Source organism: Fibrobacterota bacterium (assembly GCA_019509785.1).
Taxonomy (GTDB): Bacteria; Fibrobacterota; Fibrobacteria; order UBA11236; family UBA11236; genus Chersky-265.
On sequence record JAEKLQ010000040.1, the window covers coordinates 14899 to 40455 of the forward strand.

Annotated in this window: 22 protein-coding genes; 15 read left to right on the forward strand and 7 right to left on the reverse strand. The window is 62.4% G+C overall.

The features are described 5' to 3' along the window. Positions 1–173: 173 nt before the first annotated feature. From JF616_11805 to JF616_11830, 6 genes are all read left to right on the forward strand, one after another. Entirely contained in the window at positions 174–1298 is a 1125-nt protein-coding gene (locus tag JF616_11805; GenBank protein MBW8888431.1) for a trypsin-like peptidase domain-containing protein, read from the forward strand. A 273-nt stretch (positions 1299–1571) separates the two neighbouring features. After that, positions 1572–2681: a hypothetical protein gene (locus JF616_11810; GenBank protein ID MBW8888432.1), complete on the forward strand. Its 1110-nt coding sequence runs from the start codon at positions 1572–1574 to the stop codon at positions 2679–2681. Between the two features lie 74 nt (positions 2682–2755). Further along, complete coding sequence (locus tag JF616_11815; protein ID MBW8888433.1) at positions 2756–3712, forward strand: metalloregulator ArsR/SmtB family transcription factor; 957 nt, start codon at positions 2756–2758, stop codon at positions 3710–3712. A gap of 68 nt (positions 3713–3780) precedes the next feature. Further along, positions 3781–7479: a methionine synthase gene (metH, locus tag JF616_11820; protein MBW8888434.1), complete on the forward strand. Its 3699-nt coding sequence runs from the start codon at positions 3781–3783 to the stop codon at positions 7477–7479. 192 nt (positions 7480–7671) lie between these two features. Continuing rightward, on the forward strand, positions 7672–7959 hold the full coding sequence (locus JF616_11825) for a hypothetical protein (GenBank protein MBW8888435.1): 288 nt from the start codon (positions 7672–7674) through the stop codon (positions 7957–7959). Further along, positions 7956–8462 (forward strand): hypothetical protein, encoded by a 507-nt coding sequence (locus tag JF616_11830; protein ID MBW8888436.1) that lies wholly within the window; start codon positions 7956–7958, stop codon positions 8460–8462. The genes JF616_11825 and JF616_11830 overlap by 4 nt, the downstream gene beginning before the upstream one ends. A 359-nt stretch (positions 8463–8821) precedes the next feature. Here JF616_11830 and JF616_11835 read toward each other — a convergent pair whose 3' ends face one another. After that, positions 8822–9703 carry a DUF692 domain-containing protein gene (locus JF616_11835; GenBank protein ID MBW8888437.1) on the reverse strand — a complete coding sequence of 294 codons (882 nt, stop codon included), beginning with the start codon at positions 9701–9703 and terminating at the stop codon, positions 8822–8824. A 293-nt stretch (positions 9704–9996) separates the two neighbouring features. On the opposite strand from JF616_11835, the gene JF616_11840 reads away from it, so the two are divergent. Next, complete coding sequence (locus tag JF616_11840) at positions 9997–10473, forward strand: hypothetical protein (GenBank protein ID MBW8888438.1); 477 nt, start codon at positions 9997–9999, stop codon at positions 10471–10473. 108 nt (positions 10474–10581) lie between these two features. On the opposite strand, the gene JF616_11845 is transcribed toward JF616_11840, so the two are convergent. From JF616_11845 to JF616_11855, 3 genes are all read right to left on the reverse strand, one after another. Further along, positions 10582–11658: a class I mannose-6-phosphate isomerase gene (locus tag JF616_11845; GenBank protein MBW8888439.1), complete on the reverse strand. Its 1077-nt coding sequence runs from the start codon at positions 11656–11658 to the stop codon at positions 10582–10584. Positions 11659–11745: 87 nt separating this feature from the next. Then, entirely contained in the window at positions 11746–12186 is a 441-nt protein-coding gene (locus JF616_11850; protein MBW8888440.1) for an STAS domain-containing protein, read from the reverse strand. Further along, positions 12161–13042, reverse strand: coding sequence for a hypothetical protein (locus tag JF616_11855; GenBank protein MBW8888441.1), 882 nt, complete (start codon positions 13040–13042; stop codon positions 12161–12163). The genes JF616_11850 and JF616_11855 overlap by 26 nt, the downstream gene beginning before the upstream one ends. Positions 13043–13555: 513 nt before the next feature. On the opposite strand from JF616_11855, the gene dnaA reads away from it, so the two are divergent. The 8 genes from dnaA to JF616_11895 all read left to right on the forward strand — a co-directional run bounded on the left by dnaA (position 13556) and on the right by JF616_11895 (position 20667). Continuing rightward, positions 13556–14998 (forward strand): chromosomal replication initiator protein DnaA, encoded by a 1443-nt coding sequence (gene dnaA / locus JF616_11860; protein MBW8888442.1) that lies wholly within the window; start codon positions 13556–13558, stop codon positions 14996–14998. A gap of 221 nt (positions 14999–15219) precedes the next feature. Continuing rightward, entirely contained in the window at positions 15220–15915 is a 696-nt protein-coding gene (locus JF616_11865; protein MBW8888443.1) for a MotA/TolQ/ExbB proton channel family protein, read from the forward strand. Positions 15916–15921: 6 nt separating this feature from the next. Continuing rightward, complete coding sequence (locus tag JF616_11870) at positions 15922–16344, forward strand: biopolymer transporter ExbD (GenBank protein MBW8888444.1); 423 nt, start codon at positions 15922–15924, stop codon at positions 16342–16344. Positions 16345–16351: 7 nt separating this feature from the next. Next, positions 16352–17122, forward strand: a complete 771-nt coding sequence (locus JF616_11875; GenBank protein MBW8888445.1) for a TonB family protein — start codon at positions 16352–16354, stop codon at positions 17120–17122. Further along, positions 17094–18395, forward strand: coding sequence for a PD40 domain-containing protein (locus tag JF616_11880; protein ID MBW8888446.1), 1302 nt, complete (start codon positions 17094–17096; stop codon positions 18393–18395). Before JF616_11875 ends, JF616_11880 begins: the two co-directional genes overlap by 29 nt. Positions 18396–18509: 114 nt before the next feature. Further along, positions 18510–19052, forward strand: a complete 543-nt coding sequence (gene pal, locus JF616_11885) for a peptidoglycan-associated lipoprotein Pal (protein MBW8888447.1) — start codon at positions 18510–18512, stop codon at positions 19050–19052. A 6-nt stretch (positions 19053–19058) separates the two neighbouring features. Beyond that, positions 19059–19967: a tetratricopeptide repeat protein gene (locus JF616_11890; GenBank protein ID MBW8888448.1), complete on the forward strand. Its 909-nt coding sequence runs from the start codon at positions 19059–19061 to the stop codon at positions 19965–19967. A 4-nt stretch (positions 19968–19971) separates the two neighbouring features. Next, positions 19972–20667 (forward strand): hypothetical protein, encoded by a 696-nt coding sequence (locus JF616_11895; protein ID MBW8888449.1) that lies wholly within the window; start codon positions 19972–19974, stop codon positions 20665–20667. Positions 20668–20721: 54 nt separating this feature from the next. On the opposite strand, the gene JF616_11900 is transcribed toward JF616_11895, so the two are convergent. From JF616_11900 to JF616_11910, 3 genes are all read right to left on the reverse strand, one after another. Then, the gene (locus JF616_11900; protein MBW8888450.1) at positions 20722–21090 is read right to left on the reverse strand and encodes a hypothetical protein; all 369 of its coding nucleotides are present in this window, start codon (positions 21088–21090) and stop codon (positions 20722–20724) included. Positions 21091–21218: 128 nt separating this feature from the next. After that, positions 21219–24320, reverse strand: coding sequence for a glycine--tRNA ligase subunit beta (locus JF616_11905; GenBank protein ID MBW8888451.1), 3102 nt, complete (start codon positions 24318–24320; stop codon positions 21219–21221). A 142-nt stretch (positions 24321–24462) separates the two neighbouring features. Beyond that, positions 24463–25458, reverse strand: coding sequence for a hypothetical protein (locus JF616_11910; protein MBW8888452.1), 996 nt, complete (start codon positions 25456–25458; stop codon positions 24463–24465). Positions 25459–25557 lie beyond the last annotated feature (99 nt).

Below are 25557 nucleotides of genomic sequence, written 5' to 3' on the forward strand. Positions count from 1 at the left end.
GTTGCCCCTAAGCGCCTGCTCCGGGGACCCGGGATCCGCCTCGCCGGCGTTCCAATCCGGCACGCACGTAACCGCCAGGTAACCCCCAGTTCCGCGCGTTCAGCCGTTTCCGCGCGCTTTCGCGGGATGGCATAAGTGTTGCGGTTTATCCCGGATCCACGGAAGGAAAACCCATGCTTGACAATGCCGCCACCTTGGCCCCGGTCCCCGATCTCGAGCTGTTCGACGCTTATTCGCGCGCCGTGATAGGCGCAGTCGAAAAGGCCGGCCCCTCGGTGGTTTCCATTTCGGCCTTCCATAAGAAGCCGGCCCGCCCCGCCGGCCCGGAATCGAAGCGGGGTGGGGGTCCCGAGTCCGAACAGGGCCAAAGTCCCGGAGGCGCTCCCGGACGCTCCGCGCCTAGCGATCCCGGCCGCTCCCTGCCCGCGCCCCGCGCCGATGCGGAAGAAGCGCCGGACCCCGAACATGCCGGCAGCGGTTCCGGATTCGTCTTCACGCCCGACGGTTTCATCCTGACCAATAGCCACGTGGTCCATGGAGCGGCGCGCCTGGAAGTGGGCCTGCCAGACGGGATGCGCCATGAAGCCAGCCTTATCGGGGACGATCCGGATACCGATCTCGCCGTCATCCGCATCACGGCCCCGACCTTGAAGGCCGTCGAGCTGGGGGATTCGCAGGACGTGCGCGTTGGCCAATTGCTGATCGCTATCGGGAATCCCTTCGGGTTCCAGGCCACGGTGACCGCCGGCGTCGCCAGCGCCTTGGGCCGTTCCATGCGTTCCACCACGGGGCGCCTGATCGAGAACGTCATCCAGACGGATGCCTCGCTGAATCCCGGCAATTCGGGCGGGCCGCTAGTGGACGCGCGCGGGCGCGTGGTAGGCGTGAACACCGCCATCATCCGGCCGGCGCAGGGCATCTGCTTCGCCATCGCCGTGAATACCGCCAAGCGGGTGGCCGCGCAGTTGATGCAGAAGGGCCATATAGTCCGGGGTTTCCTCGGGCTGGGAGGACAGGATATTCCGCTGCCGCGCCGGGTGGTGCGCTTCCACGGACTGGAGCGGGAGGAAGGCATCCTGGTGATCGGCGTGGAGGCGGATAGCCCAGCCCAACGGGCGGGCCTTAAGGATGGCGACGTGATCGTGGCCATCGGGGGCGAGCCGGTGCGGGGCCTGGACGATTTGCATCGCCTGCTCACCGAGGAATGCATCGGGGTGGAAACCTCCCTTGCGGTGATCCGGGGCTTTACCGAAAAGTTGCATCTCAAGGTGAAGCCCAGCATGCGTAAAGCGGCCTGAGCGTGGCGTTCCACCAGGGGAAGTATGCTGCTGGAGCTTTGGCGCGCCAATGGCGCGACTTTTGGCGCTCCAATGTCGCTCCCCTGGAACTTGCATTGTGCTGAGAAGGGCTTGCTAGGGGTGGTTTCTTGGCGCGCCAATGGCGCTCCCGTTGGCGCTCCATTGGCGCGCCCGGCCCCGGCACGCCACAGCCGCAGCCCCTTGCGCGTAACCGCTCCTGCTTGCGGCGTCCTGCTTGCGGCGATTGGAACCCCCATTCCATAATGGAAGGGCATGACCGCTTCCATTCTCCGCTTTCCGGTTGGGCGCTTCGCTCTCTTGGCCGTTTGCGCCCTGGCCGCCGTGGCCGCGGCGGAAGCCTGGGCCCGGCACCGCACGAGTCATTCCCGCCTCGCCGTCGCATTCGAGCGTGGCCCATACCGCCGCATCCTGGTGGTGAACCCGCCCACGGGCGACAGCGGGCAAGCGCGCGTCACCACCAATCGCTGGGGCATGCGCGGCGATGATCCGCCAGCGGATTGGGAAGCGTGGGACACGTGGATCGCGGTCGGTAGCAGCACCACGCTCTGCCCTTATCAAGACGATGCCCGCGCTTGGCCCTCCCGGCTGCAAGCGAGGCTGCGCAGCAAACGGCCGCGTACTTGGATCGGGAATGCCGGCATCGACGGTGTCACGGCCATTTCCCTGGAAGCCATGCTCGATCGAATTGTCCGGGAAGCGCAGCCCCATGGCGTCCTGATCTTGCCTGGCGGGCCGGAGATGGCGGGCGAGCTTTCCGATGCGGGCCGGCGCGGCAATCCTTACGACGACGCTTTCTTCCGGAGGTTGGGGCATTTATCGGATCGTCCGCCCTGGCGCCGGCGCTTCGGGCTTGGGCGCCTCTTCGACCCTGGCGATCCGCGCTTCGTCCCGGACAGCTCGGGGCATAAGCCTTGCGTCCCTTCGCCGCTAAGCGTGCCCGAAGGACCCTTGCCGTCCTTCGATTCGCTGTTGCCGTCCCTGCCCGCGTATCGGGCCCATCTCCATCGCATGGGGGCGCTGGCCAAGGGCATTGGGCTACGCGCGGTTTTCCTGACCCAGCCCATCGGCTTCGGAACCGATTCCGCTTGGGCCGGACGCGAAGCGCGCGTGGTACGGCTTTTCGGACGCGAACGGCATTTTTCCTGCGCTACGGAAAGACGCTTACGCGATGCTTATAACGCTTCCTTACTCCAAGTCTGCGCCTCCGACTCCCTGGAATGCTTCGATTTGGCCGCCCGCATGTCCGGGGACCCCCGCTGGTTCTATGACGGATCCCATTTCAACGATGCCGGTTCGGACTTTGCCGCCGCGTCCATCGCCGATTACCTTCTCTCCGCATCGCCGCTCTCCAGGCCCCGCTAAAACCCCAATTCAACCCCTTTTTCCAGGCTAGGGGTAGGATATATCTTCATTTCATGATATATTGATATACGGTCATGGGGGACATCCTGCATATCGAGGAATTGACGGAAGTTTTCCGTCTGCTCAGTGACGAGACGCGGCTACGCATCCTTTCCGCACTACGCGAAGCCGAACTGGCCGTGGGGGAACTGCAAAAAATCCTCGGGTTAGGCCAAAGCACCTTGAGCACCCAATTAGGACTGTTAAAAGAACAGGATCTGGTGGCCAGCCGCAAAGAGGGGCAGAAGGTCCTGTACCGCATCCCCCGCAACGGCCATGTGGACGCCAAGCTCGGCATCGTGGAGAACGCGCTGCAAAGCGCGCCGGCGGCGAAGTGGTATGCCCGCGACATCCGCGCCCTCAAGAAGGCGCTCGAGGAGCGCAGCGAGCGCTCGCGGGAATTCTTCAACAGCCAGGCCGTGCAGAACATGCCCTCGCCGGGGCAGACCTGGAGCGCCTTATGCCATGGCCTCATCCGCCTCATCCGCGGGCAGCGCATCCTGGACCTGGGCTGCGGCAACGGGCGCTTGGCCATCCTGCTTGCGCAATCCGGCAATTCCGTCATCGGTATCGATAGCAGCGAAGAGCAAATCCGGCTGGCGCGCGCCAACTGGGCTTCGGCCAGCCTCGCTCCGGGAGGATCCCTGGAATTTCGCCACGCGCCCATGGAAGCCACCGGCCTGCCGGACGCGGGCTTCGATTCCGTCATCCTATCGCAGTCCCTCCATCATGCGGCCAAGCCCAAGGAAGCCCTCGCCGAATCGCGGCGGCTGCTGGCCTCCGATGGCCGTATCCTAATCCTCGATCTCCTGGCGCACGGGGAAGAATGGATGCGCACCAAGTTCGGGGATTTCTGGTTGGGCTTCTCCCAGGCCGACCTGGAAGGCTGGCTCAAGGAAAGCGGTTTCACCGGGCTGCATTCCGAAATCACCGGACCGGGGAAGGATTACCCTGAGATCGAAGGCCTGATGGTGCAGGCCACCAAGAAATAAGCGAATTTCAAACCGACCTCCGCAAAGGATCCGAGATGCCCTTTAAGCCCCATCCCGCCATCGCCCATCTGCCCGTCGTGAAGGCCGTGCAGGAGCGCATCCTCATCCTGGACGGCGCCATGGGTTCCATGATCCAGACGCACTCCTTGAGCGAAGAGGATTTCCGCGGCCACCAGTTCCACGATCATGCTTGCGACCTCAAGGGCAATAACGATTTGCTCGTGCTCACCCAGCCCGAGGTCATCGCCGGCATCCATCGGGCCTACCTGGAGGCGGGCGCCGACATCCTGGAGACCAATACCTTCAACACCAACGCCATCTCCATGGCCGATTACAAGATGGAGAACCTGGTCTACGAGATCAACAAGGCCGCGGCGTCGCTGGCCAAACGCGAATGCGAAGCCATGACGAAGAAGACCCCGGACCGGCCTCGCTTCGTGGCCGGCTCCATGGGCCCCACCACCCGCACGCTCTCGATGTCCCCGGACGTGAACGATCCCGGTTTCCGCTCCATCCAATGGGGACCGTTGGTCGACGCCTATACCGAGCAGATCCGCGGCCTGGTGGACGGCGGGTCCGATCTGATCCTCATCGAGACCATCACCGATACCTTGAATTGCAAAGCCGCCCTCTTCGCCCTGGAAGCCTATTTCGAGAAGACGGGAACGCGCTTGCCGGTGATGATCTCCATGACCATCGTGGATAAGAGCGGCCGCACCTTGTCGGGCCAGACCGTGGAAGCCTTCTGGTATTCCGTCAGCCACGTGCCGGTGTTTTCCGTCGGCATCAATTGCTCCCTCGGCGCCGAGGACATGCGCCCGTATATCGAAGAGTTGTCGCGCATCTCCGATTGCCTGGTGAGCTGCCATCCCAATGCCGGCCTCCCCAACGCCTTCGGCAAGTACGATCAGACCGCGGATCAGATGGCGCCCCTCATCGAGGACTTCGCCAAGAGCGGCTTCCTCAACATCGTGGGCGGCTGCTGCGGCACCACGCCCGACCATATCCGGGCCATCGCCGCCATCGTGGCCAAATACCCGCCGCGCCCGGTGCCCGAGATCGAACCCTACACGCGCCTGTCCGGCCTGGAGCCCCTGGTCATCCGCCCCGAGTCCAACTTCGTCAACGTGGGCGAGCGGACCAATATCACTGGTTCTCCGAAGTTCAGCAAAGCCATCCTGGGCGGGAACTACGAAGAAGGCGTCGCCATCGCCAAGCAGCAGATCGACGGCGGGGCCCAGATCTTCGACGTGAACATGGACGAAGGTATGCTCGATTCCGAAGCCGCCATGTTCCGCTTCCTGAACCTGGTGGCGGTCGAGCCCGACATCGCCGCCAAGCCGGTGATGGTCGATTCTTCCAAATGGAGCGTGATCGAAAAGGGCCTGCAATGCTGGCAGGGCAAGGGCATCGTCAATTCCATCAGCCTTAAGGAGGGCGAGGCCGCGTTCAAGGAAAGGGCCAAGCTGATCCGCCGTTATGGCGCGGCCGCCGTGGTGATGGCCTTCGATGAGCAGGGCCAGGCCGACAATTTCCAGCGCCGCACCGAGATCTGCAAGCGCAGCTACGATATCCTGACGAAGGAAGTGGGTTTCCCGCCCCAGGACATCATCTTCGATCCCAACATCCTCACCGTCGCCACCGGCCTGGAAGAGCACAATAATTACGCCGTCGATTTCATCAACGCCTGCCGTTGGATCAAGCAGAACCTGCCCGGCTGCCACGTGAGCGGCGGCGTTTCGAACATCTCCTTCTCCTTCCGAGGCAACAATCCCGTGCGCGAGGCCATGCATTCGGCCTTCTTGTACCATGCCATCAAGGCCGGCCTCGACATGGGCATCGTCAACGCCGGCATGCTCCAAGTGTACGAGGAGATCCCCAAGGACCTGCTCGAACTCGTGGAAGACGTGCTTTTGAACCGCCGCCCCGATGCCACCGAGCGGTTGGTGACCAAGGCCGATGAGATCAAGGCCGGACCCAAGGGCGCGGCCAAATTGGTTGAAGACGAAGCCTGGCGCAAGGCCCCCGTCGAAGAACGCCTGTCGCACGCCTTGGTCAAAGGCATCGTCGAATTCGTCGACAAGGACGTGGAAGAGGCCCGCCTCAAATACGCCACGCCCCTCGAAGTCATCGAAGGACCCCTGATGTCGGGCATGAGCGTGGTGGGCGATCTGTTCGGATCGGGCCAGATGTTCCTGCCCCAGGTGGTGAAGAGCGCCCGCGTGATGAAGAAGGCAGTGGCGATCCTCTTGCCTTATATCGAAGCCGAGAAGCTGAAGAACCCGGCGACCGCGCGGGAGGCGGGCAAGATCCTGATGGCCACCGTGAAGGGGGACGTGCACGATATCGGCAAGAACATCGTGGGCGTGGTACTGGCCTGCAACAACTACAAGATCATCGATCTGGGCGTGATGGTGCCGGCCAACAAGATCCTGGAGACGGCCAAGGCGGAAAACGTGGACGCCATCGGCCTATCGGGGCTCATCACCCCGTCGCTGGACGAAATGGTGCATGTGGCCAAGGAAATGGAGCGCCTGGGATTCACCATTCCGCTCCTCATCGGCGGCGCTACGACCAGCGTGGCGCATACCGCGGTCAAGATCGCTCCCGCCTACTCGCATCCCGTCGTGCACGTGCTGGACGCGTCGCGCAGCGTTCCCACCGCAGGCAGCCTGCTCAGCCCCGAGCAGCGTCCGGAATTCATGAAGAAGATCACCGCCCGCTACGACGGGGTGCGCGAAGATCATCGCAAGAAGATTTCCGATCGCAAATCGCTTCCCATCGCCGAGGCCCGCCGGCGCCGTCCCAAAATCGATTGGGCCGGGGCGCATGCCAAGGGCGATATCGTCAGCCCTAAGTTCGTCGGCATCCGCGTTTTCGAGTCGTATCCATTAGAGGATCTGGTTCCCTACATCGATTGGACGCCTTTTTTCCAGACCTGGGAATTGGTGGGCCAGTACCCGAAGATCCTGAAGGACAGCGTGGTGGGGGCCGAGGCCACCAAGCTATTCAACGATGCCCAGGCTCTGCTCAAGAAAATCGTGGCCGATAAGAGCCTTACGGCCCAAGGCGTGTTCGGGCTCTTTCCCGCCAACAGCGTGGGCGACGACATCGAGCTCTACGCCGACGAGACGCGCAGCCGCGTGATCGCCACCGTGCATTCCCTGCGCCAGCAAACCGACAAGCCCGGCGGCGAGCCCGATATGGCCTTGTCCGATTTCATCGCGCCCAAGGAGAGCGGCGTGGCCGATTGGTTCGGCGCCTTCGCGGTGACCGGCGGCGTGGGCCTCGACGCCCTGGTGGCGCGCTACGAGAAGGATTCCGACGATTACAATTCCATTATGGCCAAGTCCCTGGCCGACCGCCTGGCGGAGGCTTTCGCCGAGCAGCTGCATCAGCGCGTGCGCCGGGAGTTCTGGGGTTATTCCAAGGTGGAGAACCTCAGTAAGGAAGATCTGATCCGCGAGAAATATCAGGGAATCCGGCCGGCCCCGGGCTATCCGGCCTGTCCGGATCATACCGAAAAGGCGGCGCTTTTCGAACTTTTGGGAACGGAAAAAAAGACGGAGATCCGGCTGACGGAGAGTTTCGCCATGATGCCGGCGGCGGCGGTGAGCGGCTGGTATTTCGGGCATCCGCAATCGCGTTACTTCGGAGTAGGCAAGATCGGCAAGGACCAAGTGATCGATTACGCCGCCCGCAAAGGCATGGATCTGGCCACCATGGAACGCTGGCTCGCGCCCAATCTGGACTACGAACCTTCCTGAGGCTCACCGGCAAAATCGGAAACTTTTTTCCCGTTCATGCTCCCATTCGCGCTCCCATTAATGGGAAGCTTGCCGAATTTTCGGATTGTATTAGTACATTTCACCCGTCTTTCGGACACCACAACCAGGGGTCTTTTGCGCCCCATCCAGGATAGCGTGCCTATTCCGGAGATTTCAGGAAGGAAAATGATCATGTTTAAGAAGACCCTTGCTCTCGCCGTCGTTGGTATGATTGGTCTCGCCCAGGTTCACGCTGCGGACGCCGCTGCCGCCGCTCCGGCCGCCAAGCCCGCCGCCGCTGAGGCCGCCCCGGCCGCCGCCGCCGCTCCCGCCGCCGATGCTTCGGCCCCGGCCGCCCCCGCGACCGCCGCCGTCAAGCCCGCCAAGAAGAAGGGCCACCACAAGGCGAAGAAGGCCGCCGCCGATTCTTCGGCCACCGCCGCCCCGGCCGCTCCCGCCGCCGAAGGAGCCGCCAAGTGAGCAAATCCAGCTACTTGTCCACCCTGGCCTTGGCCGGCATCGCCGCGGGCATGATCTCGACGGCTTCCGCCGCCGATGCATCGGCTCCCGCTGCGGGCGGTGCTCCTGCTCCCACGGCGCAGGATACCTCCAAGCATGCCGCCAAGCATCATCATAAGAAGATGGCCGCCAAGGACTCGACCGCCTCCGCAGCGGCTGCCGCTCCCGCGGCTCCTGCCGGCGCTCCCGCCGCGGCCCAGCCGAAGGCGACCGCTCCGGTCCAGGTGCCCACGACCGCCGCCACCCCCGCGATGGATTCTTCGCACCATACCGCCATGGCTACCGACAAGCATGGCTGTAAGGGCATGAACTCCTGCAAGGGCAAGGGTGGATGCAAGATGTCCCAAGCCGATCTCGATGGCGCCGCCAAGAAGATGGGCATGGACGCCGCCAAAATGGGCAAGGCCCACGACTGCAAAGGCAAGAACGAATGCAAGGGCCTGGGCGGCTGCAAAGGAGCATAAGCTCCCCGGGCGCGCAAGCGCCCCGCCACCTGACTCACGCATAACTTCCCTCCCGGTTCACGCCGGGATCAGGGCCTAAGGGACCCGCCTCCGCAAAGGGGCGGGTCCTTTTTTTTCGGGGCCAATTTTTTCACCGGACCGATTATTTCCACGAAGTAAAGACCCCACTTCCGTAATAAGCAACCACCTTCGACTTCAAGGCGACCATAGGGTCTTTTCCAAAGAAGGGCCCCACCCTGAACCCCTCGAGCGCGGCTGTAGGGCCCGGTCTACCGAGCCCCGCGAGAGGGAGAGGCGCGCAGCGCCGACCGAGCGGAGCCGTGCGACCGCACACGCGAGACGGAGAGGCGCTAGGAACTCTAAGCAGGTGCACTACCGGTTCGCGCCGACACGTTGACCCCGCCCCCCGAGGGAAAGAGGCGCATATCACTCACCAACCTCTTCGCTTTTAGCGCCTCGGCATGGGTTTCTGCGAAAGGGAGGAAGTTGTCGTCCCACTCCAACAGGGTGGATGCGCCTCCGCAGCCTTGGTACACGGCCCGATAAATGTCCCACACCTCTTCCCGCACGGGATGATCGTGGGTATCCAGCACGTACGAACCCTTGTCGTTATGCCCGGCGATATGGATCTGGCAGACGCGGGACAGGTCCAGGCCCCGCACGTATTCCATGGGATCGAAATGATGGTTGCGCGAAGAGACGTAGATGTTATTCGCGTCCAGCATCATCTTGCAATCGGCCTTCTCGACCACGGCGCGGTAGAACTCCCATTCGGGCATGGTTCCCGCGGACCATTCGGCCACGGCGGATAGATTCTCGATGCCGAACGGGATCTCCAGGTAGTCCTGGGCGATGCGCGCCTTTTCGGCCACGTGGTTGAGCGCCTCATCCGTGTAAGGCAGGGGCAGGAGATCGTGGAAATGATGCGCGCCGGTCCGCGTCCAGCAAAGATGATCGCTGAACCAGGGCGTGCGCGTCCGCTGGGCCAAGGCCTTCAGCTTCTTCAGATAATCGAAATCGAGAGGGCCCGGCGAACCCAGGGACATGCATACTCCGTGCAGCACCACGGGATAGGTTTCCAGGATGCGGTCGAGATTGTAGCTGGGGACGCCGCCGGCGATCATGAAGTTCTCCGAGATGATCTCGAAGAAATCCACGGGCGGGCGTTCGGCGAAGATGGCGGCGTAATGGGGGATGCGCAGGCCGAGGCCGAAGCCGAGGTGGGGAAGTCGCGGATTCATTAATCCCAAATCTAGTTGGCTGCGTTCCGGTTTCCAGGTATGCGGATGGTAACCTTGCGAGTTCGGAACGGATGGCCCGGAATCCCCATCCTCGGGGCGCGGGATCCGGCCGGCATCCGGTCAACAAGGTATCAAGGCCGGATCGGGTTCCTGAATGAGAGTGAAATATTCCTTGGCATCGGGGCCATTCTGATTATTCTTTTGTCGGGAATTGACAATCGACTCGGCTCCCTCGGGGCGCCATCCAACCCTGTTTCGGATCGACTGACCAACCCTGCAAGGAGGAAATCGTAATGATGAACAAGTTCGCAAAGGCCCTGATTGTGGTGGCCGGATTGGCCTTGGGCGCCAAGGCCCAATTGGCCGGCCTCGGTTGGGATAACAATTGGCAGGAAATCCAGGCCCGCTTGGGGCTAGGCCGCAATTTCATCGACGTGGGCGCGGGAATGGCCTTGGATCCGGGCAACGACAACCACGACGCCCGCTTCACGATGTCGGCTTCGGGCCTGTTCCTCGGCCATCTGCACGATTGGGGCCCGGTGGACACCTATTTCGCCGCCGGCGCGCGTTTCCAGAAAACCGCGGCCGCGACGGACAATCTGGGCTTCAGCGGCGTGGTGGGCTTCCAGCCCGAAGTGACCCTGCTGGACCACATCGTCGTCTCCACCCGGTTCGGCTTCGAAATCCCGTTCATTCCTAACTTCATCATCCGGACCGGAGGGAATGCCATCAGCATCGTGGATGGCCTCAACTTCAAGATCCTGTTCTGATTCGCGTTCCCGCCTGCCCTTGACGAAAGGGTACGGCGCGATGGGGAAGAGGAGGCCGTCCGCGCGAGCGGGCGGCTTCTGCTTTTTTAGGGAATCGGAGCGACGGGGCTAGGCCAGCCCTTCCAGGCCTCCGAGATCGCGGATCTCCTGATCGGAGTATCCCGCCGCCCGCAGCGGCGCGTAGATCTCTTCGCCGACAATCGGCAGCCAGCTCACCAGCATTTCGGCGCCGCTTTGCGTTTCCCGCAAACGCGGACGTTCGCAAGCCGCGGGAACCAGCACCGTATCGCCTTTGCCGATGGCCAAGGCGCCGCCGTCCCAGCCCAGCTCGAAGGCTCCCGCCACGCAGGTCAGCACCCGGAAGCGGCCCCGGTTCTCCAGCGCGGCCGCGCCCTGCAAACGGGACCAGCGGGCCATCGCGAAGTATTCGCATGCCACGCGGTATTCCTCTTCATGGGTCGCGCGCTTGACGCGCAGGGGAGGGATGCGATGCTTGGAGTGGCGGCGCAGATCGATCACCTGCTCGGCTTCGGCGATATGCAAGGCGCGCGGCTTGCCCGCGGCGTCTACGCGATCCCAATCGTAAAGGCGGAAGGTGGTGTCCGAATTCTGCTGCACCTCGTAGAGCAGGAGCCCCGCGGTGATGGCATGCACGGTGCCGGCGGGGATGAAGAACAGATCGCCAGCATGGACCGGCACCCGGTTCAGCACTTCACGGCAGGTGCTGCTGCGCAGGGCCGCCAAGGTGCGGCTGCGATCGCCGTCGCCGGCGATGCCCAGAATCAGCTCGGCGCCCGCGGGCGCCTCCAGGATGTACCAGGTTTCCGTCTTGGCGTCGCCCAAGGGCGAACCCTTCCCGGGGTGGACTTGCACGGAGAGGTTTTCCCGGGCGTAAATGAATTTGTAAAGCAGCGGGAAGCGGGACAGGGAAGGGGAGTACTGGCTTCCCAGGATATCCCGCGCGTGTACGGAAAAAATCTCGCGCAAGTTGGCGCCCGCGAAGGTCCCCGCGGCGATCACGCTGGCATTGTCGTCGCGATCGGAAAGCTCCCAGGATTCGCCCACGTCGGCGACTTCGGCCGAGCCTTTGCCCAGCACCCGGTACAATCCATCGCCGCCCCAGAGCTTGGACTGGAGGATGGGCCGGAACTTGAGGGGTTCGCGTACGACGGCGGGCTGGACCATGCCTTAAGAATAGCTTTTTCGGGGAGGCGGGCCCCGCGATCGATCTTCAGGCGGCCGGCTTGGGCCTAGGCCGGAGCCGGCTCGGTCTTAGGCGGCCGACTTCGCGGCGCCGTCCTGGAAACGATGCTCGCCCGTGTTGATCACGGAGGACTCGGAGTTTTCCAGGTTGAGGGTCAGGCCCTTCGGCTGGAGGACGCGATCGTCGAACTCTTCGAAGGAGTTGAAGATGCGTCCGCTGAAGATCAGGTTGAAGCCGATGGTGGCGAAGAGGAATTGGATGTAGTCGGAGCTGGAGACGATGTAGATGTCGCCTCCGCCTCCTTGGACCTTCTTCATGTTGTACATCAGCGCGCCGATGCCGCCGCTGCACAGGAAGGTGACTTCGTCCAGGTTGAAGATGATGTGCGAGCACCCTTTCTCCACCATCTTGTGGATCTGGGCGTCGAGGATGCGGGAGTTGTCCCAGCCGATCTTCCCCTTCACGATGAAGAGGGCGATCGATTCATTGCTCGTGATTCTCACTTCCATGCGTGGTATCCGGGTTCGGGATTTCTTCGGTTCGGGCCACCTGATTGTATCCCATGGATTTGCGATCATCAAGCCATTTGGAAAGCTTGGCGAACGTGAGTTCGCGCGTCTTCTTGTTGAGTTCGCCGGCGGCGCCCGGCATCGGGCCGGTCATGGCGTTGGCCTGATCGAAACCGTCGGCGACGGCCTTGATGATTGTTTTCGCGAAATCGGAGTCCTTGCCCGCGATTTCAGCCATTTGCGTGGCAAATTTCACGATACGATCCGAGGTATTCTCCGCGTTCCAATATTCCGGGATGCCCTTCTCCGCGTCTGCGGAAGCCCCATTGGCATTGCCGGCCGCGTCGGGAGCGCCGTAGATCACGATGAAACGGCCATCGGAACCCGGCATGAACTTGCCGGATTGCTTTAAGGTTTCCTCGAGGATCCGCTTCTGCTGCTTGCGCACTTCCTCCGCCACCTGGGCGGCCCAATCGCGCAGGCGGGACAACTGCTGCAAGCGCGCATCGGGGCTCGTCGCATCGGCGCCGGTCGCGGAGGGCTGGGCCGCTTCCGAGTTGGCCCCAGCCAATTTAGCCGCGTCCCCCGCCGAAGCCTTCTGGCCGGGCCGCGCGGGCCCGCCACTGAAGGTCACGCCCGCGAAAGTCTCTTCGCGATGTTCCCAATCCAGCTCCACCACGTCGCCGTCTTTGCTCGAGATCTTCACATGCAACGATTCGGTCTCGATGGATTCGTATGCCGCAGTGAAGGTGGCGCCATCGCCGCTCCCTGCCAGGCTTCCGTTGTTGGCGGGATTGGGTTCGATCTTCTTCGGGATCACCGCATCCGTAACCGCTGCCGTCGTCGCGCCGATCATGTGCTCTCCCCGCGCGGACCAACCATAAGAACCCAAATAGGCCGGGTCCCCTTACCACGCCTTACTTCATCGGAAAAGTTGCCGTCCTACTTTAACTTTGGCTCTAACCTCCTGCGGCTTGGGCGCGCGATCGGCGCCGGCTTGGGCTCTTAGAGGCTTTGAGGGATGGGGTGGGAGGGTCGAAGGCCGCGGGGTCAAGCGCCATCGGGTTTCCCGGGCGCCGTTCCGGCTAGTCTATGGAGTCGGAAAATAGGCCGGAAATTCTAGGATGATTTCGGGCGGAGGATCAACCATAACGGAATTTTTTTTGTGCATAGGCTGTTGACAGCGAGTGGACAAGGATGGAAAGGCCGAAAACTTCCGGAAAGCGAGGTCGGAAAATATCCGTATCGCCTCGCCCTGGGAAAACCAAATATTCTTAAATTAACTCGCCTGTATTTACCGCCAGCTCTCTCGAGGGCGACTCGGAAGGGTCTAGGGCGGTCGAAGCGGACGGACAAGGCGGGAGGCGTAGTGCAAGGCATGATGGGAAAGCAGACCTTGATCGAAGCCGAAGAAAGTTCCCTGTGGGCCCGCTGCCTCACCGCCCTGCGCACCCAGATTTCGGAGTCCGCCTTGAACACCTGGTTCTCCGCCCTGGAGATCCAGGAGTCCGCGGGTCCGGACATGCTCATCACGGTCCCCAACGGTTTCGTGCTCGAATACGTCTCCCATCATTACCGGACCGTCATCGAGAAGGCGCTGGAGGATATCCTCGGCCATATCGTGCATGTCTCCTTCACCGTGCCGCAGCGCTCGCCGCACCTGGAAGTCTTCGGAGCCGAATCCGCCCGGGCCGAGGGTTTCCCGTCCTCGCCCGCCGCGACCGGCCTGGGGCAAAGCGACTCCGAGTCCCTATGGATCAAGACCCGCGGCCCGGTGCGCATCGAAGTCACCGTCCCCTTGAATCCCCGCTACACCTTCGATGAGTTCGTGATCGGGGACTGCAACCAATTGGCCCATGCGGCCTGCAAAGCCGTGGCCGAGGCCCCCAGCCATAACAACTTCAATCCGCTGGTTCTGTACGGCGGCACGGGCATGGGCAAGACCCATCTGGTGCAGGCCATCGCCCACTTCTGCATCGAGAACGAGACCGTGCGCAAGGTGGTGTACCGCACCTCGGAAGAGTTCACCCGCGAGTACATCGAGTACGTGCAGAAGAACAAGGACTCCCGCACCTTCTACCAGGTCTATAAGGACGCGGATATCCTGCTCATCGACGATATCCAATTCCTGGCCGGCAAGCAGTCGACGCAGGACGAGTTCTTCAACATCTTCAGCATCCTGCAATCGCTGAACAAGCAAATCGTCATCACCTCGGATCGGCCGCCGGCGGAAATCAAGGGCCTGCACACGCGCCTCCTCTCCCGCTTCGACACCGGCCTCTTGGCCGACTTGCAGCCGCCCAACCTGGAAACCCGCCTGGCCATCCTCCAGAAGAAGAGCGAAGACGGAAGCGATAGCCCCATCACCGGGGACGTGCTCACCTATGTCGCCAACCAGGTGACCTCCAACATCCGCGAGCTGGAAGGCACCCTGATCAAGCTGTCCGCCTACGCCAGCTTCACCCATATCCCCATCACGGTGGAGATCGCCAAACAGATCCTGGGCGATACCCTCCGCAACGTGAACCAGCCGGTGACCATCAAACGTGTGCTGGACCAGGTGGCCCTGGAGTACGGGACCACGGTTTCCCTCCTCACTTCCCAGACCCGCAAGAAGAACGTGGCCGAGCCCCGGCAGATCGCCATGTACCTGGCCCGCCAGTTGACCGACAACTCCCTGCATACCATCGGCCTGGCTTTCGGCCGGGACTATTCCACCGTCATCCATTCCATCAAGAAGGTGGAGCAATGCATGGAGAAGGACGCGCAGGTGAAGCGGCAAGTGGACCGCATGCTGGAGTCGCTCGGTTAAGACCGGGCGCGGTCTTTTCCCGTTATAAGAATTGAGAAGGGTAAAGGGTACAGGGTAAAGGGTATAGGAAAGCCAAAGACGGCTCAGATCTTCACCCTTAACCCTTAACCCTTTACCCTAAACCCTCTCCTTCGGTTCCCTACTCCCGCCCAAATTTCTAATTTCTCCACGGTTTCTCCGCGGTCCCCTCCGCGATCTTTCACCATTAACCGGGCAGTTGCATGCATTCGGTCACCCTGGAAATCCTCAAAGGCGCCACCGGTTCCACCTATGCCATCGTGGCGGTCATGTTCCTCTTGTCCATCGGCGTATGGGCGGTGCTGATCCAGAAATGGCTGGCCAACGGCGGGCGCAAACGCTCTTTCGGGAAGTGGCGGCAAATGATGGGAGAGCGTCCCAGCTTCCAGGATCTGCTCAAGGTTTCCAAAAGCATGCCCAACACCCCCATGGGGGCCATCGCACGGTCGGCCCTGGCCGAGATGGAAGGCCTGTCCGCCTATGTCAGCTACGATTCCCTGGAGCATCGCGGCGAACTGGTGCGCGAATCGGTGGAGCGATCCATCGACACGGAAAAGGATAAGAACGAGCGCGGCCTCGTCTATCTGGCTTTCTGCTCGGCGACGGGCCCGCTCATCGGCCTGTTGGGCACGGTGTGGGGCATCATGGACTCGTTCTACCAAATCGGCAAGCAGGGTTCGGGCAACATCACCGTGGTGGCTCCCGGCATCGCGGAGGCCCTGCTCGCCACCATGGCGGGCTTACTTGTCGCCATCCCCTCGTCGGTGGGATACAACGCCTTCACGGGATTCAACCGCAAAGCCGAGGCCATCATGCTCAATTTCGGATCGGAATTGGTCAGCTTGTTCAAGCGCGGGGATCTTTCGGCCTTGGAACGCTCCACCAGCAAGAAGCCTTAAGCCGCGATGCGTAAGCGCGATTCGCTGCGGCCCAATCCCGAACTGAACCTCGTCAACCTCATCGACGTTCTGTTCGCCATCCTCATCGTCTTCATGATCACCGCGCCGCTCATGTCCCAGGGCGTCAAGGTCGAGTTGCCCAAGGCCCAGGCCGCCAGCCTGGACGAGAAGAAGGCCATCCAAGTGACGGTGACCAAGGAGCGGGAGATCCTCATCAACGAGACGCCCTCCGATCAGTCCAGCTTCGAGAAGGATTTCCGGCAAGTCTGGACCGGTGACGACGAGACCGCCATCGTCATCAACAGCGATCAGAGCGTCCCTTACGGCTACGTGATGGAACTGGTGGCGGCCATCCAGCGGCAGGGCGGGAAGCGTCTGGGCTTCCTCACGGATCCGGGCGCGCCTCCTCCGAGGAATAAGCACCGCTAGGCGGCCCATGTCGGCAATCTCCAAGGACATCGTTCCCTCGCCCATCCCCCGCGACGATGGTACGCCCATCGATCCCAAGGACCATGCCAAGGGCAACGAACCCGTCACCCGGAACATCGCCATGCTCATCTCCGTGCTCGTGCACGGGTTCGCCATGCTGATGCTCGGCCTTTCGGCCTTGCTCGCGCCCCATCGGCAGTCCGCGGTGCCCATCTTCGAACTGGTCAGCCTGGAGCCGCCCAAGCTGCGGCCCCTGGCCCCCAAGGTGCAGCCTCCGCCGGAGCCCCCGAAACCCGAGCCCGAACCGCCGCCCCCCCCGCCCGAAGCGCCCAAGCTGACCCCCAAGCCCACCAAGGCCGTGGCCGTCAAGAAGCCCGAACCCAAGGTGACCAAGCCGCGCGAACCGGAAGACAAGACCCCGCCCAAGGAGGTGGTGCCGGAACAACAGGTGCTGACGCCCCAGATCGTCTCTCACGTGCCGGAGGATCCGCGTCTTGCCGGCTGGGCCAGCCGCGTAAAGAAGAGGGCGGAAGGTTTATGGAAACCGCCCGCGGGAATTGATATCTTGGGGACGGTCAAAACCGTGGTCAGCTTCAAGGTTACCCGCGAAGGAACAATCCAGGACGTGCAAGTGACTTCATCCAGCGGTAACGCCGATTTGGATCAACTGGCGCAGCAGACCATTCAGCGCATGGATCATACTCCCCCTATTCCCGAGAATTTTCCCGACGATCAGATCCAGGTCAGCTATGAGTTCGTCTACAGCGGGCAGCAGTAACATGCGTGTTACCCTCGCCGCCCGCCTCCTGGCCATCCTCGTATTGATCGTAGCCGTCCTTCCCGGCCGCGCCGCCGACGTGGTCATCACCTCGGAGCAGAAGGGCGCCGAGACCATCGCCCTGGGTTTCATCGATTTCAAGTGCACCAAGGGCGATCCCAACTCCGTCGCCTTCACTCCCCATGGCGTGATCGCCTGGGACCTGGATTTCAGCGGCCGCTTCAAGGTCAAGACGGCGACCCAGTTCGACAGCGCCTCTAAGTTGGATTTCAAGACCTCGGGGGCCTTGGCCTACGTGCGCGGCGAGTACGCCTTGTCCGGCGATGAATTCAGCCTGCAATGCGAACTCATCGACATCGATTCCCAGGAAAAAATCATCGCGAAGAAGTATTCCGGCAAGAAGGCGGAACTGCGCCAGGCTGCCCACAAGTTCTCCGACGAGCTTGTCTACCAGCTGTTCGGGGACAAAGGCATCGCCCAATCGCGCATCGCCTACGTGACCAAGCATTCGGGCAACAAGGAAATCGCGGTGATGGATTACGATGGCGCCAACGTCATCGAGGTCACCCGTAACAAGTCCATCAACCTCCAGCCCTGTTGGGTGGAAGGCAAAGCGAAAATCATCTATACGAGCTACGCGGGAGGCCAGCCCCAGTTCTACCAGAAGGATTTCGAGTCCGGCAAGAACGGGCTGCTCTTCGCCTCCAAAGGCATGAATACCTCGGCTTCCTGGAACAAGATGGATAAGGAAATCGCCTACGCCTCGACCATCGACGGCAACGCCGAAATCTACCGGCGCGCCTTTCCGGACGGAAAGCCCCAGCGGCTCACCTTCTTCGGTTCCATCGAGACTTCCCCCAGCTGGTCCCCCAACGGCTACGAAATCGCCTTCGTCTCCGACCGGGGGGGCAAACCGATGATCTACGTGATGGACCGGGACGGGTCGAACCTGCGCGCCCTGACCCACGAAGGCGATTATTACGGATCGCCCGCCTGGTCGCCCAAAGGGGACCGCATCGCCTTTACCGCCATGGACGAAGGCAACAACATGAATATCATGACCATCACGCCGGATGGGAAGGATCAGGCCAAATTGACCACCGGGGCGGGGAGCAATGAGAATCCCAGTTGGAGCCCGGACGGCCGGCACCTTGTCTTTATGTCCACCCGGACGGGAAGCCCGGAGATTTTCATGATGAACGCCGACGGGAGCAACCCCAAGCGGATCAGTTTCTCCGGCGCCAACAGCATGCCGAAGTGGTCGGATTACTGACGCGCGTCGTCCCCCGCGCCAAGTTGCCGGGTCTTTTTTCCGGCGGGGGATCGGAAATTCGGTTCGGAAATCTTAGATTTTGCCGCACCGTATGCTAATTTTCGGAAAAAGGAGATGGATATGAACCTGAAGCGCTTGACCCTCGCGGGCCTGCTTGGCCTGGGTGCCTTCGCCATGAGCAATTGCACCAAGCCCCCGCCCCCCGCCCCCAAGGAGGCGCCCCCGCCTCCCAAGATGGAGGAGGCGCCCCCTCCGCCTAAGGTGGAAGCGCCCAAGGTCGACGAGGAAGCCCTGCGCCGCCAGCGCATCCAGGCGCGCATCGCCGAAGTGTTCAAGCCCGTCTACTTCGCCTATGATCAGAGCACCATCTCCGCCGAGGGCCAATCGACCCTGCAGGAGATCGGCAAGCTGATGAAGGAAGTGCCGGAGATCACCGCCCGCGTCGAAGGACATTCGGATGAGCGCGGCAGCAACGATTACAACATGGCCCTGGGCGAGCGCCGCGCGAAGTCGGTAAACGATTACCTGGCCAGCTACGGCATCCAGGCTTCCCGTTTGTCGACCATCAGCTATGGCGAAGAGAAGCCGGCGATGGAAGGCCATGACGAATCGTCCTGGGCGAAGAACCGCCGCGTCGAGTTCACGACCACCTTCTAAAGCCCCGTGTTCGGCTTTCCGGTCCAAACTTCAGGCCTGAGCCCGCTCCCCTCCGGGGGGCGGGCCGCGGGTTTCCGTTCGTTCCATCGGCGCGTCCTGCGTCTCTGCGTCCTCACGGCCTTGGCTGTCATCTCCGGCCAAGCCTTAAGCGGATGCGGAGCCTTCGAGGTTCTGCGTACGCAGAACGAGAAGACCCAGTCGGACGTCAAGGCCCTGTCCAAGCAGGTGGAAGCGGTGCAGAAGTCGGTCGATGAGCTGAACCTGGCCCAAGGCGGTTCGACGAGCAAGATGAAAGCCGATCTGACCATGATGCTGACCCAGCTCGAAGGCCAGATCACTCGCCTGCATGCGGAAATCGATGAGACCCAATACCGGCTCACCCAGTTGAGCGCCAAGATCGAGAAGCTCGATCAGAAGAAGATCGTGGTGGGCGGCGGCGCGTCCGCGGCCCCTTCCGGATCGGCTATGGCCGCGCCCGGATCGCCCGTAGGCACGCCCGGGGCGACCGCGCCGGGCAACGGCGAAGCGGTGCGCGTGGTGGAAGGCCTGGACCTGGAGGCCCTCTTCAACCAGGCCCGGGACGATTATATCCGGGGCAAGTACGATTTGGCCCTGTCCGGATTCAAGACCGTGTACGAGAAGGATGCCGGGGGCACCTGGCGCGAACTGGCCATGTTCTGGCTGGGGGAAACCTTGCTGAAGCAGGACAAAGCCGATAAGGCCTTGGAGGCCTACGCGCGCGTGGTCCGCGAGTTCCCCCGCGGGACCAAGGCCTGCTCGGCCCATTTCAAGATCGGCCTTATCTACAACGATAAGAAGGAGAAGGCGAAACGCGACGAGGAGTGGGGCAAGCTAATCGCCGAATGCGCCGGGACCAACGAAGCCCAACGCGCCCAAGAGATCCAAAAGGAATAGGCGCATGCGCCGGTTCCTGCTGGTCTTAGGCATCCTCCTGGCCGGTTGCCGCAAAGAACCCGCTCCCAATCCCGTCCCCAAGGCCGACGCCACGGCCGCGGAAAGGCCTTCATCGGATTCCGTCCCGGCGGGCACCTTGGCCGTCAAGCTCCTCTGCGGCAAGGACAGTTCCGTAGCCTTCTATGACGATACGGCCGGGGACGACGCCAATTACGTCCGGAACCGGCGCGCGGATAGCGTCTTTTCCGATTCCGGTTATTTCGTGGAGAGGACTTTCTACGAAGGCGGCGACTGGGTGTACGTCTCCAAGCGCAATTGCGCTGAGCTGATGCTCTACGGACGGCCCGTCATCAATCCCGCCCGCACGCGCTTCGCGTCGGTCAACGAGGATCTGGAGGCCGGATTCATGGCCAACGGGGTGCAGATCGTGTCGTTGGAAGCGGGCCTCCCGCAGGTGAAGCTGGAGGACAAGTTGGACGGCTGGGGGCCGTACTCCGGGGCCTGGACCGATGACTCCACCTTCGTGGCCGATCTCGAAGATGGCGAAGGCCATCGGCGGCCGCGTACCTACGCCCTGCGCGGCGGGACCTGGGCCATCCGCGAGGACGCGGTGAAAAACGCGCCTGCGGCGAGCGGTGGACGCGGGCCCGATGCGCCTCCTTATCCGGAAGTCGCCAACGATAGCGGGCCTGCGAAGTAGCCAGGTCCGCCTTTAGCAGGCTGTTGAAAATGTCCGCGCCGGTGTCATTACCGGTTACTCGGAGGTCAAGTAACGGATGGCCTCTTCCCGCGAGGCGAAGATCCTCAAGTCATAGCCGCGGTTGCGGTACACGGTTTCCATGAACGCGTATTTGTCCCATTCCCCCGCGGGTACCCAAGCCGCCGTGTGGTTCACGCGCGGGATACCAATCCCAGCCGTCTTTGCCGGGCGGCCGTATATCTCGAAGATGCGCAGGGAATTGACCGCATCGATGAAGTTGAAGAGGATCTTCCGCCATCCGAGCTTTTGCAGGAGCGCCCATCTCTCGGAGGCCATCTTGGTAAGCCCTTCATCGGTGAGCTCCCCGGACACCTTGGCTTCGAGATACTGATTCTGCGGGTGGTATAGGAACTCCCAAAGCATACCGACTCTCCTTTGGGCCGAGGCCCGAGCCCCTAAAAAGATAGCAGACGGCGAAGGCGGCGGCCGGGCTGCGACCCTGACCGAGGCCGCGCTTCGGCCCCTGCCCGGGGGCACGCTCCAGCCCTGATTCAGCCCTGGATGGCCGAAAAGTCGGCGATCTCGCCCACCAGATCGCGCACTTTGCGGAGCAATAGATGCCGCTGCCGCCGCAAAAGCGGATCGGGATCGTTCACCATGGTGGCGTCGAACAGCGCCGCCACGTCGCCCCGCAACGCGCCTACCGCGTCCAGCACGTCGCCATAGCGCTGCGCTTCCAAGTGCCTGCGCACCTCGCCTTCGGCGCGGATGACGCCTTTGAGCAATTGCCCTTCGGCGGGCACCTTGAGAGAGGCCGGATCGAGATCGCCCTGCACGTTCGCGTCCAGGATGTTGGACACGCGCTTGAAGGTTTCCGCGGCCTGGGCGAAGGTGGGCCGGGTGCGGAAATCCTGCAAGGCATGGAGCCGCGCCACGTAGTCGGTGAAATCGTGCCAGCCGGCCTTGGCCTGCGCGGCCGCGTCCAGCGTGTCCTTGGCGAACCCGCCCGGCAGGCCGGGGCGGGCTTCTTCCTGGAACAGGTTCTTGGCCCGGTTGAGGAAGAATTCCAGGAGCTTCTCGAGCAAACCTTCCGTCTCCGCGGGCTTCAGGATCGGCTTGTACACCTCCTCGAGGGCCCAGCGCAAGGCCGCGCGCAGATCCAGGCGGAAGCCGCGGTTCACGATGAGCGCCACCGTGGACCAGCAGGCCCGCCGCAAGGCGTATGGATCGGAGGAGCCGGTGGGCGCCTTGCCCTTGGCGAAAAGCGTGATCAAGGTATCCAAGCGATCGGCTATGCCGGCCAGGGCGGCCTCGTCGTTCCCGGGGAAGGTATCTTCGGCGTTACGGGGGCGGTATTGGTCGCGGATGCCGTCGGCCACCACCGGATCGGCGCCTTCGCCCAAGGCATAATAGCGGCCCATGATGCCCTGCAATTCGGGGAATTCCCCCACCATATTGCTGGTGAGATCGCATTTGGCCAGGCGCAAGATCCGGCGCAACTTCTCCAGGCGGCCCGCATCGAACGCGGGCTTACCCTGCGCGTCCTTCAAGAGGCCGGCCAGATGCGCGGCCAGCCTTCCGGCGCGCTCCGCCTTCTTCGCGATGGAACCTTCCGGGCCCAGGTCCGCGGAGAAGGTGACCTTTTCCAGGTCCGCGAAGCGCGATTCCAGGGTCCGCTGGCGATCCTCCTTGAGGAAGAACTCGGCGTCCGCGAAGCGCGCGCGCAGCACCTTCTCGTTTCCCTTCCGTACCAGGGCGAAATCCCCGCAATGCATGTTGGAGATGGTGATGAAGCGGTTGGCCAGGCGCCCGTCCGGCTTCTCCAGGGCGAAGTATTTCTGGTGCTCGCGCATCTCCGATACGAGGACCTCTTCGGGCACTTGCAACAATTGCTCGGCGAAACCGCCCACCACCGGCTCGGCGTATTCCACCAGGAAGGTCACCGTATCCAGCAGCTCCTCGTCCTTTCGCCACTTGAGGCCTGCCTGCGCGGCCGCGGCTTCGGTCTGCTTGCGGATGATCGCCTTGCGCTCGACCTGATCGGCGAAGACCTTGGCGGCGCGCAGGGCCGAAAGGTAATCCTCGCGGCCGGCCTTGACCGCCAGGGTACGGTTGTGCAGGAACCGGTGGCCGCGGGTTTCGTTGCCGGCGCGCACCCCGGCGAAGGCCATGGGGATGACGCGCTCGCCGAGCAGGGCCACCAGCCAGATCACCGGGCGGACGAAGGGCGTTACGTTGCCGTCTCCCCAACGCATGGTCTTATACCAATGGATCTCGGAAAGGACCTTGGGGACGATTTCGGATAGGATGGCCAGGGCGCCTTGGCCCTTCTTTTCGGCCTGGGCGAAAAGGTATTGGCTGCCGCCGATTTCGCGGAGCTGCAATTGGTCCGGGTTCAGTCCCGCTTTCTGGGCGAAGGCGAGCGCCGCCTTGGACCAGTTTCCCTGGTTGTCCTTGGCGAGATGGGCGGGCGGCCCCTTGAGCTCGAGCTTCAGATCGGGTTGGCGGGTGAGGATGGAACCGATGGAAATGGCGATGCGCCGCGGGGTGACGAAGATTTTCACGTCCTGCGGCTGCAATTGGGCCGGGGCCAGATGCTTTTCCAGGAGGGCCGGCAGCTCCCGGAGCAGCGGGCCGAATACGCGGGCGGGCATTTCCTCCACGCCGAGTTCGATGAGGAACGGGGCCCGTTCGGGCATACCGGCGGTGTCGAAGGCGGGATCGGCGGCGGCGCCTTTGGCGGCCTCGGTGGCGATCGGTACGGCGACCCCGGAACCGGGCTTGGCGCGGGCCAACAGCGGGTAGCCGAGTTCCTCGCGGTTCTTCACCCATGCTTCGGCCACCATCTTGGCCAAGGTGCGCACCTTCAGGATATAACCCTGGCGCTCGTTCACGGAAATGGCGCCGCGGGCGTCCAGCAGGTTGAAGGCGTGGCTGGCCTTGAGGCAATAGTCCAGGGCCGGCGCGGGCACGCCCGCCTCGCAGAGGCGTTTGCATTCGGCCGCGTAGCTTTCGAACAGCTTCAGGTGCATGCTCACGTCGGCCAGCTCGAAGTTGTGCTTGGAGTATTGGATCTCGTTCTGCTTGAAGATATCCCCGTAGGTGAAACGATCGTTGTACTTCAGGTCGAAGACGTTGTCCACGTTCTGGAGATACATGCAGATGCGCTCTAAGCCGTAGGTGATCTCGCCCATGATGGGGGAAAGATCGAAGCCGCCCACCTGTTGGAAGTAAGTGAACTGGGTGATTTCCATCCCGTCCAGCCACACTTCCCAGCCCAGGCCCCAGGCCCCCAAGGTGGGAGATTCCCAATCGTCGTGGACGAAGCGGATGTCATGCTCTTCGGGCTTGATCCCGATTTCGATCAAGGAGCCGATATAGAGATCGAGGATGTCGAGAGGGCTGGGTTTCAGCACCACCTGGTATTGGTAATAGTGCTGCATGCGATTGGGGTTTTCGCCGTAGCGGCCGTCCTTGGGGCGGCGGCAGGGCTCGGCCCAAGCGGCGTCGAAAGGTTCCGGGCCCAAGGAGCGGAGGAAGGTGGAGGGATTGAAGGTGGCCGCGCCCTTTTCCATGTCATAGGCCTGCGTCAACAAACAGCCGCGCTTGTTCCAATAATTGTTGAGCGTCAGGATCAATTGTTGGAAATGCATCCATCCTCCGGGGCCGGGAATAGCCGGCAGGTCCGCGCCCGGGGAGCCCGGCGCGGGGCCTTGAAATTTGGAATATTTCGGGGGAAAGGTCTAGGGCCATGAAGGCCCGGCAGGCCCCGAAGGCGCTCCCTGTCAGGTCCGGCTATTTAGCGGCGGCGGAGCAGGAGGCGTCCGGATATTTCGGGATCCAGGAGCCGCATACCACGCTGCTCATGGTCCAGATCCCTTTCTTTCCGGAAGGGAACCTTTGGTAGGTGCCTTTAGCCATGGTGCCGCCGACGCCCATATAGCCTTGCAGGGACAGGGTATCGCCCAATAGCGTCAGTCCGTTCTCGTTGATGCCGTAGAACGAGATGGAAGCCGGATCATAGCTTCCATGTACGTCCGAATACCCGATGAACGGATTGTCCGCCACCATCATGTTCCCGAACAGGATTTTCCCGTCCAGGAAATCCATCTTGGCGAATCCCTGGGTTTCGCAAGCGCTGTCTGCGTAGTCGAAACGCATTTCGAAGCAGAGCGTGGCCCCCTTGGCGCCGGAGCCGGGCATGGGAATCGAACCGCCCATCTCGGGCCCCGGTTTGGGTGTGGTATCGACCGGCACCTTGCCCGAATCCACCGCGCAAGCGGGAAGCTTTTGGCCCTCGATCAGGACGCAAATCCCGGCCGATCCGCCGGCTTTGGCCAGGTACAACCGGACATCCGTGAGGACGCCGCCTTGGATGTCGGCCAAGGTGGTGCCTTCATGCGTCATGACGCCGCTCCCGTTCAACAGGATGCCATGGAAGCTGCGCTTTTTCCCCGCGGGAATGCCCGTGATCTCAATGGGTGAGGCGCTTTGATTCGGGATGGGAAAGCGATAGATCAACTGCTTCATGTTATCGCCGGTGATGTCGAGCTGGAACCACGCTTGCGCGGCGGTATCGGAAACCGCGGTATCCTTCCCCACCTTGTTAAGGGAGGCCGGGTCGATTTGCGGCAGCGCGATGCGGACGCCGCCGTGATCGGCGTCCAGGATCGTTGAAGGCTCCTGGCGAACGCCGGTCGTATCCTGGCCGGGCTTAATGCAGCCGGTCAGGAGGAGGGAGAGCGAGAGGGAGAGATAGGCGGAGGCCCAGAGAGGGGATTGTTTCGGCATGTCTGCTCCTCGGGGGAATGACGATAAGGTAAGATCGAAACGCGGAAAAAAAAGGAAAAGATCCCGTGGGCAGAGTCTACCACGCTTAGGGCGCCAGGA

Coding starts and splice junctions, on each gene's coding strand:
- JF616_11805 (MBW8888431.1), top strand. CDS start 174: ATGCTTGACAATGCCGCCACCTTGGCCCCGGTCCCCGATCTCGAGCTG.
- pal (MBW8888447.1), top strand. CDS start 18,510: ATGGATATGAACCTGAAGCGCTTGACCCTCGCGGGCCTGCTTGGCCTG.
- JF616_11855 (MBW8888441.1), bottom strand. CDS start 13,042: ATGATCGGCGCGACGACGGCAGCGGTTACGGATGCGGTGATCCCGAAG.
- JF616_11905 (MBW8888451.1), bottom strand. CDS start 24,320: ATGCATTTCCAACAATTGATCCTGACGCTCAACAATTATTGGAACAAG.
- JF616_11850 (MBW8888440.1), bottom strand. CDS start 12,186: ATGGAAGTGAGAATCACGAGCAATGAATCGATCGCCCTCTTCATCGTG.
- JF616_11835 (MBW8888437.1), bottom strand. CDS start 9,703: ATGAATCCGCGACTTCCCCACCTCGGCTTCGGCCTCGGCCTGCGCATC.
- JF616_11825 (MBW8888435.1), top strand. CDS start 7,672: ATGTTTAAGAAGACCCTTGCTCTCGCCGTCGTTGGTATGATTGGTCTC.
- JF616_11910 (MBW8888452.1), bottom strand. CDS start 25,458: ATGCCGAAACAATCCCCTCTCTGGGCCTCCGCCTATCTCTCCCTCTCG.
- JF616_11870 (MBW8888444.1), top strand. CDS start 15,922: ATGCGTAAGCGCGATTCGCTGCGGCCCAATCCCGAACTGAACCTCGTC.
- JF616_11840 (MBW8888438.1), top strand. CDS start 9,997: ATGATGAACAAGTTCGCAAAGGCCCTGATTGTGGTGGCCGGATTGGCC.
- JF616_11900 (MBW8888450.1), bottom strand. CDS start 21,090: ATGCTTTGGGAGTTCCTATACCACCCGCAGAATCAGTATCTCGAAGCC.
- JF616_11810 (MBW8888432.1), top strand. CDS start 1,572: ATGACCGCTTCCATTCTCCGCTTTCCGGTTGGGCGCTTCGCTCTCTTG.
- JF616_11875 (MBW8888445.1), top strand. CDS start 16,352: ATGTCGGCAATCTCCAAGGACATCGTTCCCTCGCCCATCCCCCGCGAC.
- JF616_11865 (MBW8888443.1), top strand. CDS start 15,220: ATGCATTCGGTCACCCTGGAAATCCTCAAAGGCGCCACCGGTTCCACC.
- JF616_11895 (MBW8888449.1), top strand. CDS start 19,972: ATGCGCCGGTTCCTGCTGGTCTTAGGCATCCTCCTGGCCGGTTGCCGC.
- JF616_11815 (MBW8888433.1), top strand. CDS start 2,756: ATGGGGGACATCCTGCATATCGAGGAATTGACGGAAGTTTTCCGTCTG.
- JF616_11880 (MBW8888446.1), top strand. CDS start 17,094: ATGAGTTCGTCTACAGCGGGCAGCAGTAACATGCGTGTTACCCTCGCC.
- JF616_11845 (MBW8888439.1), bottom strand. CDS start 11,658: ATGGTCCAGCCCGCCGTCGTACGCGAACCCCTCAAGTTCCGGCCCATC.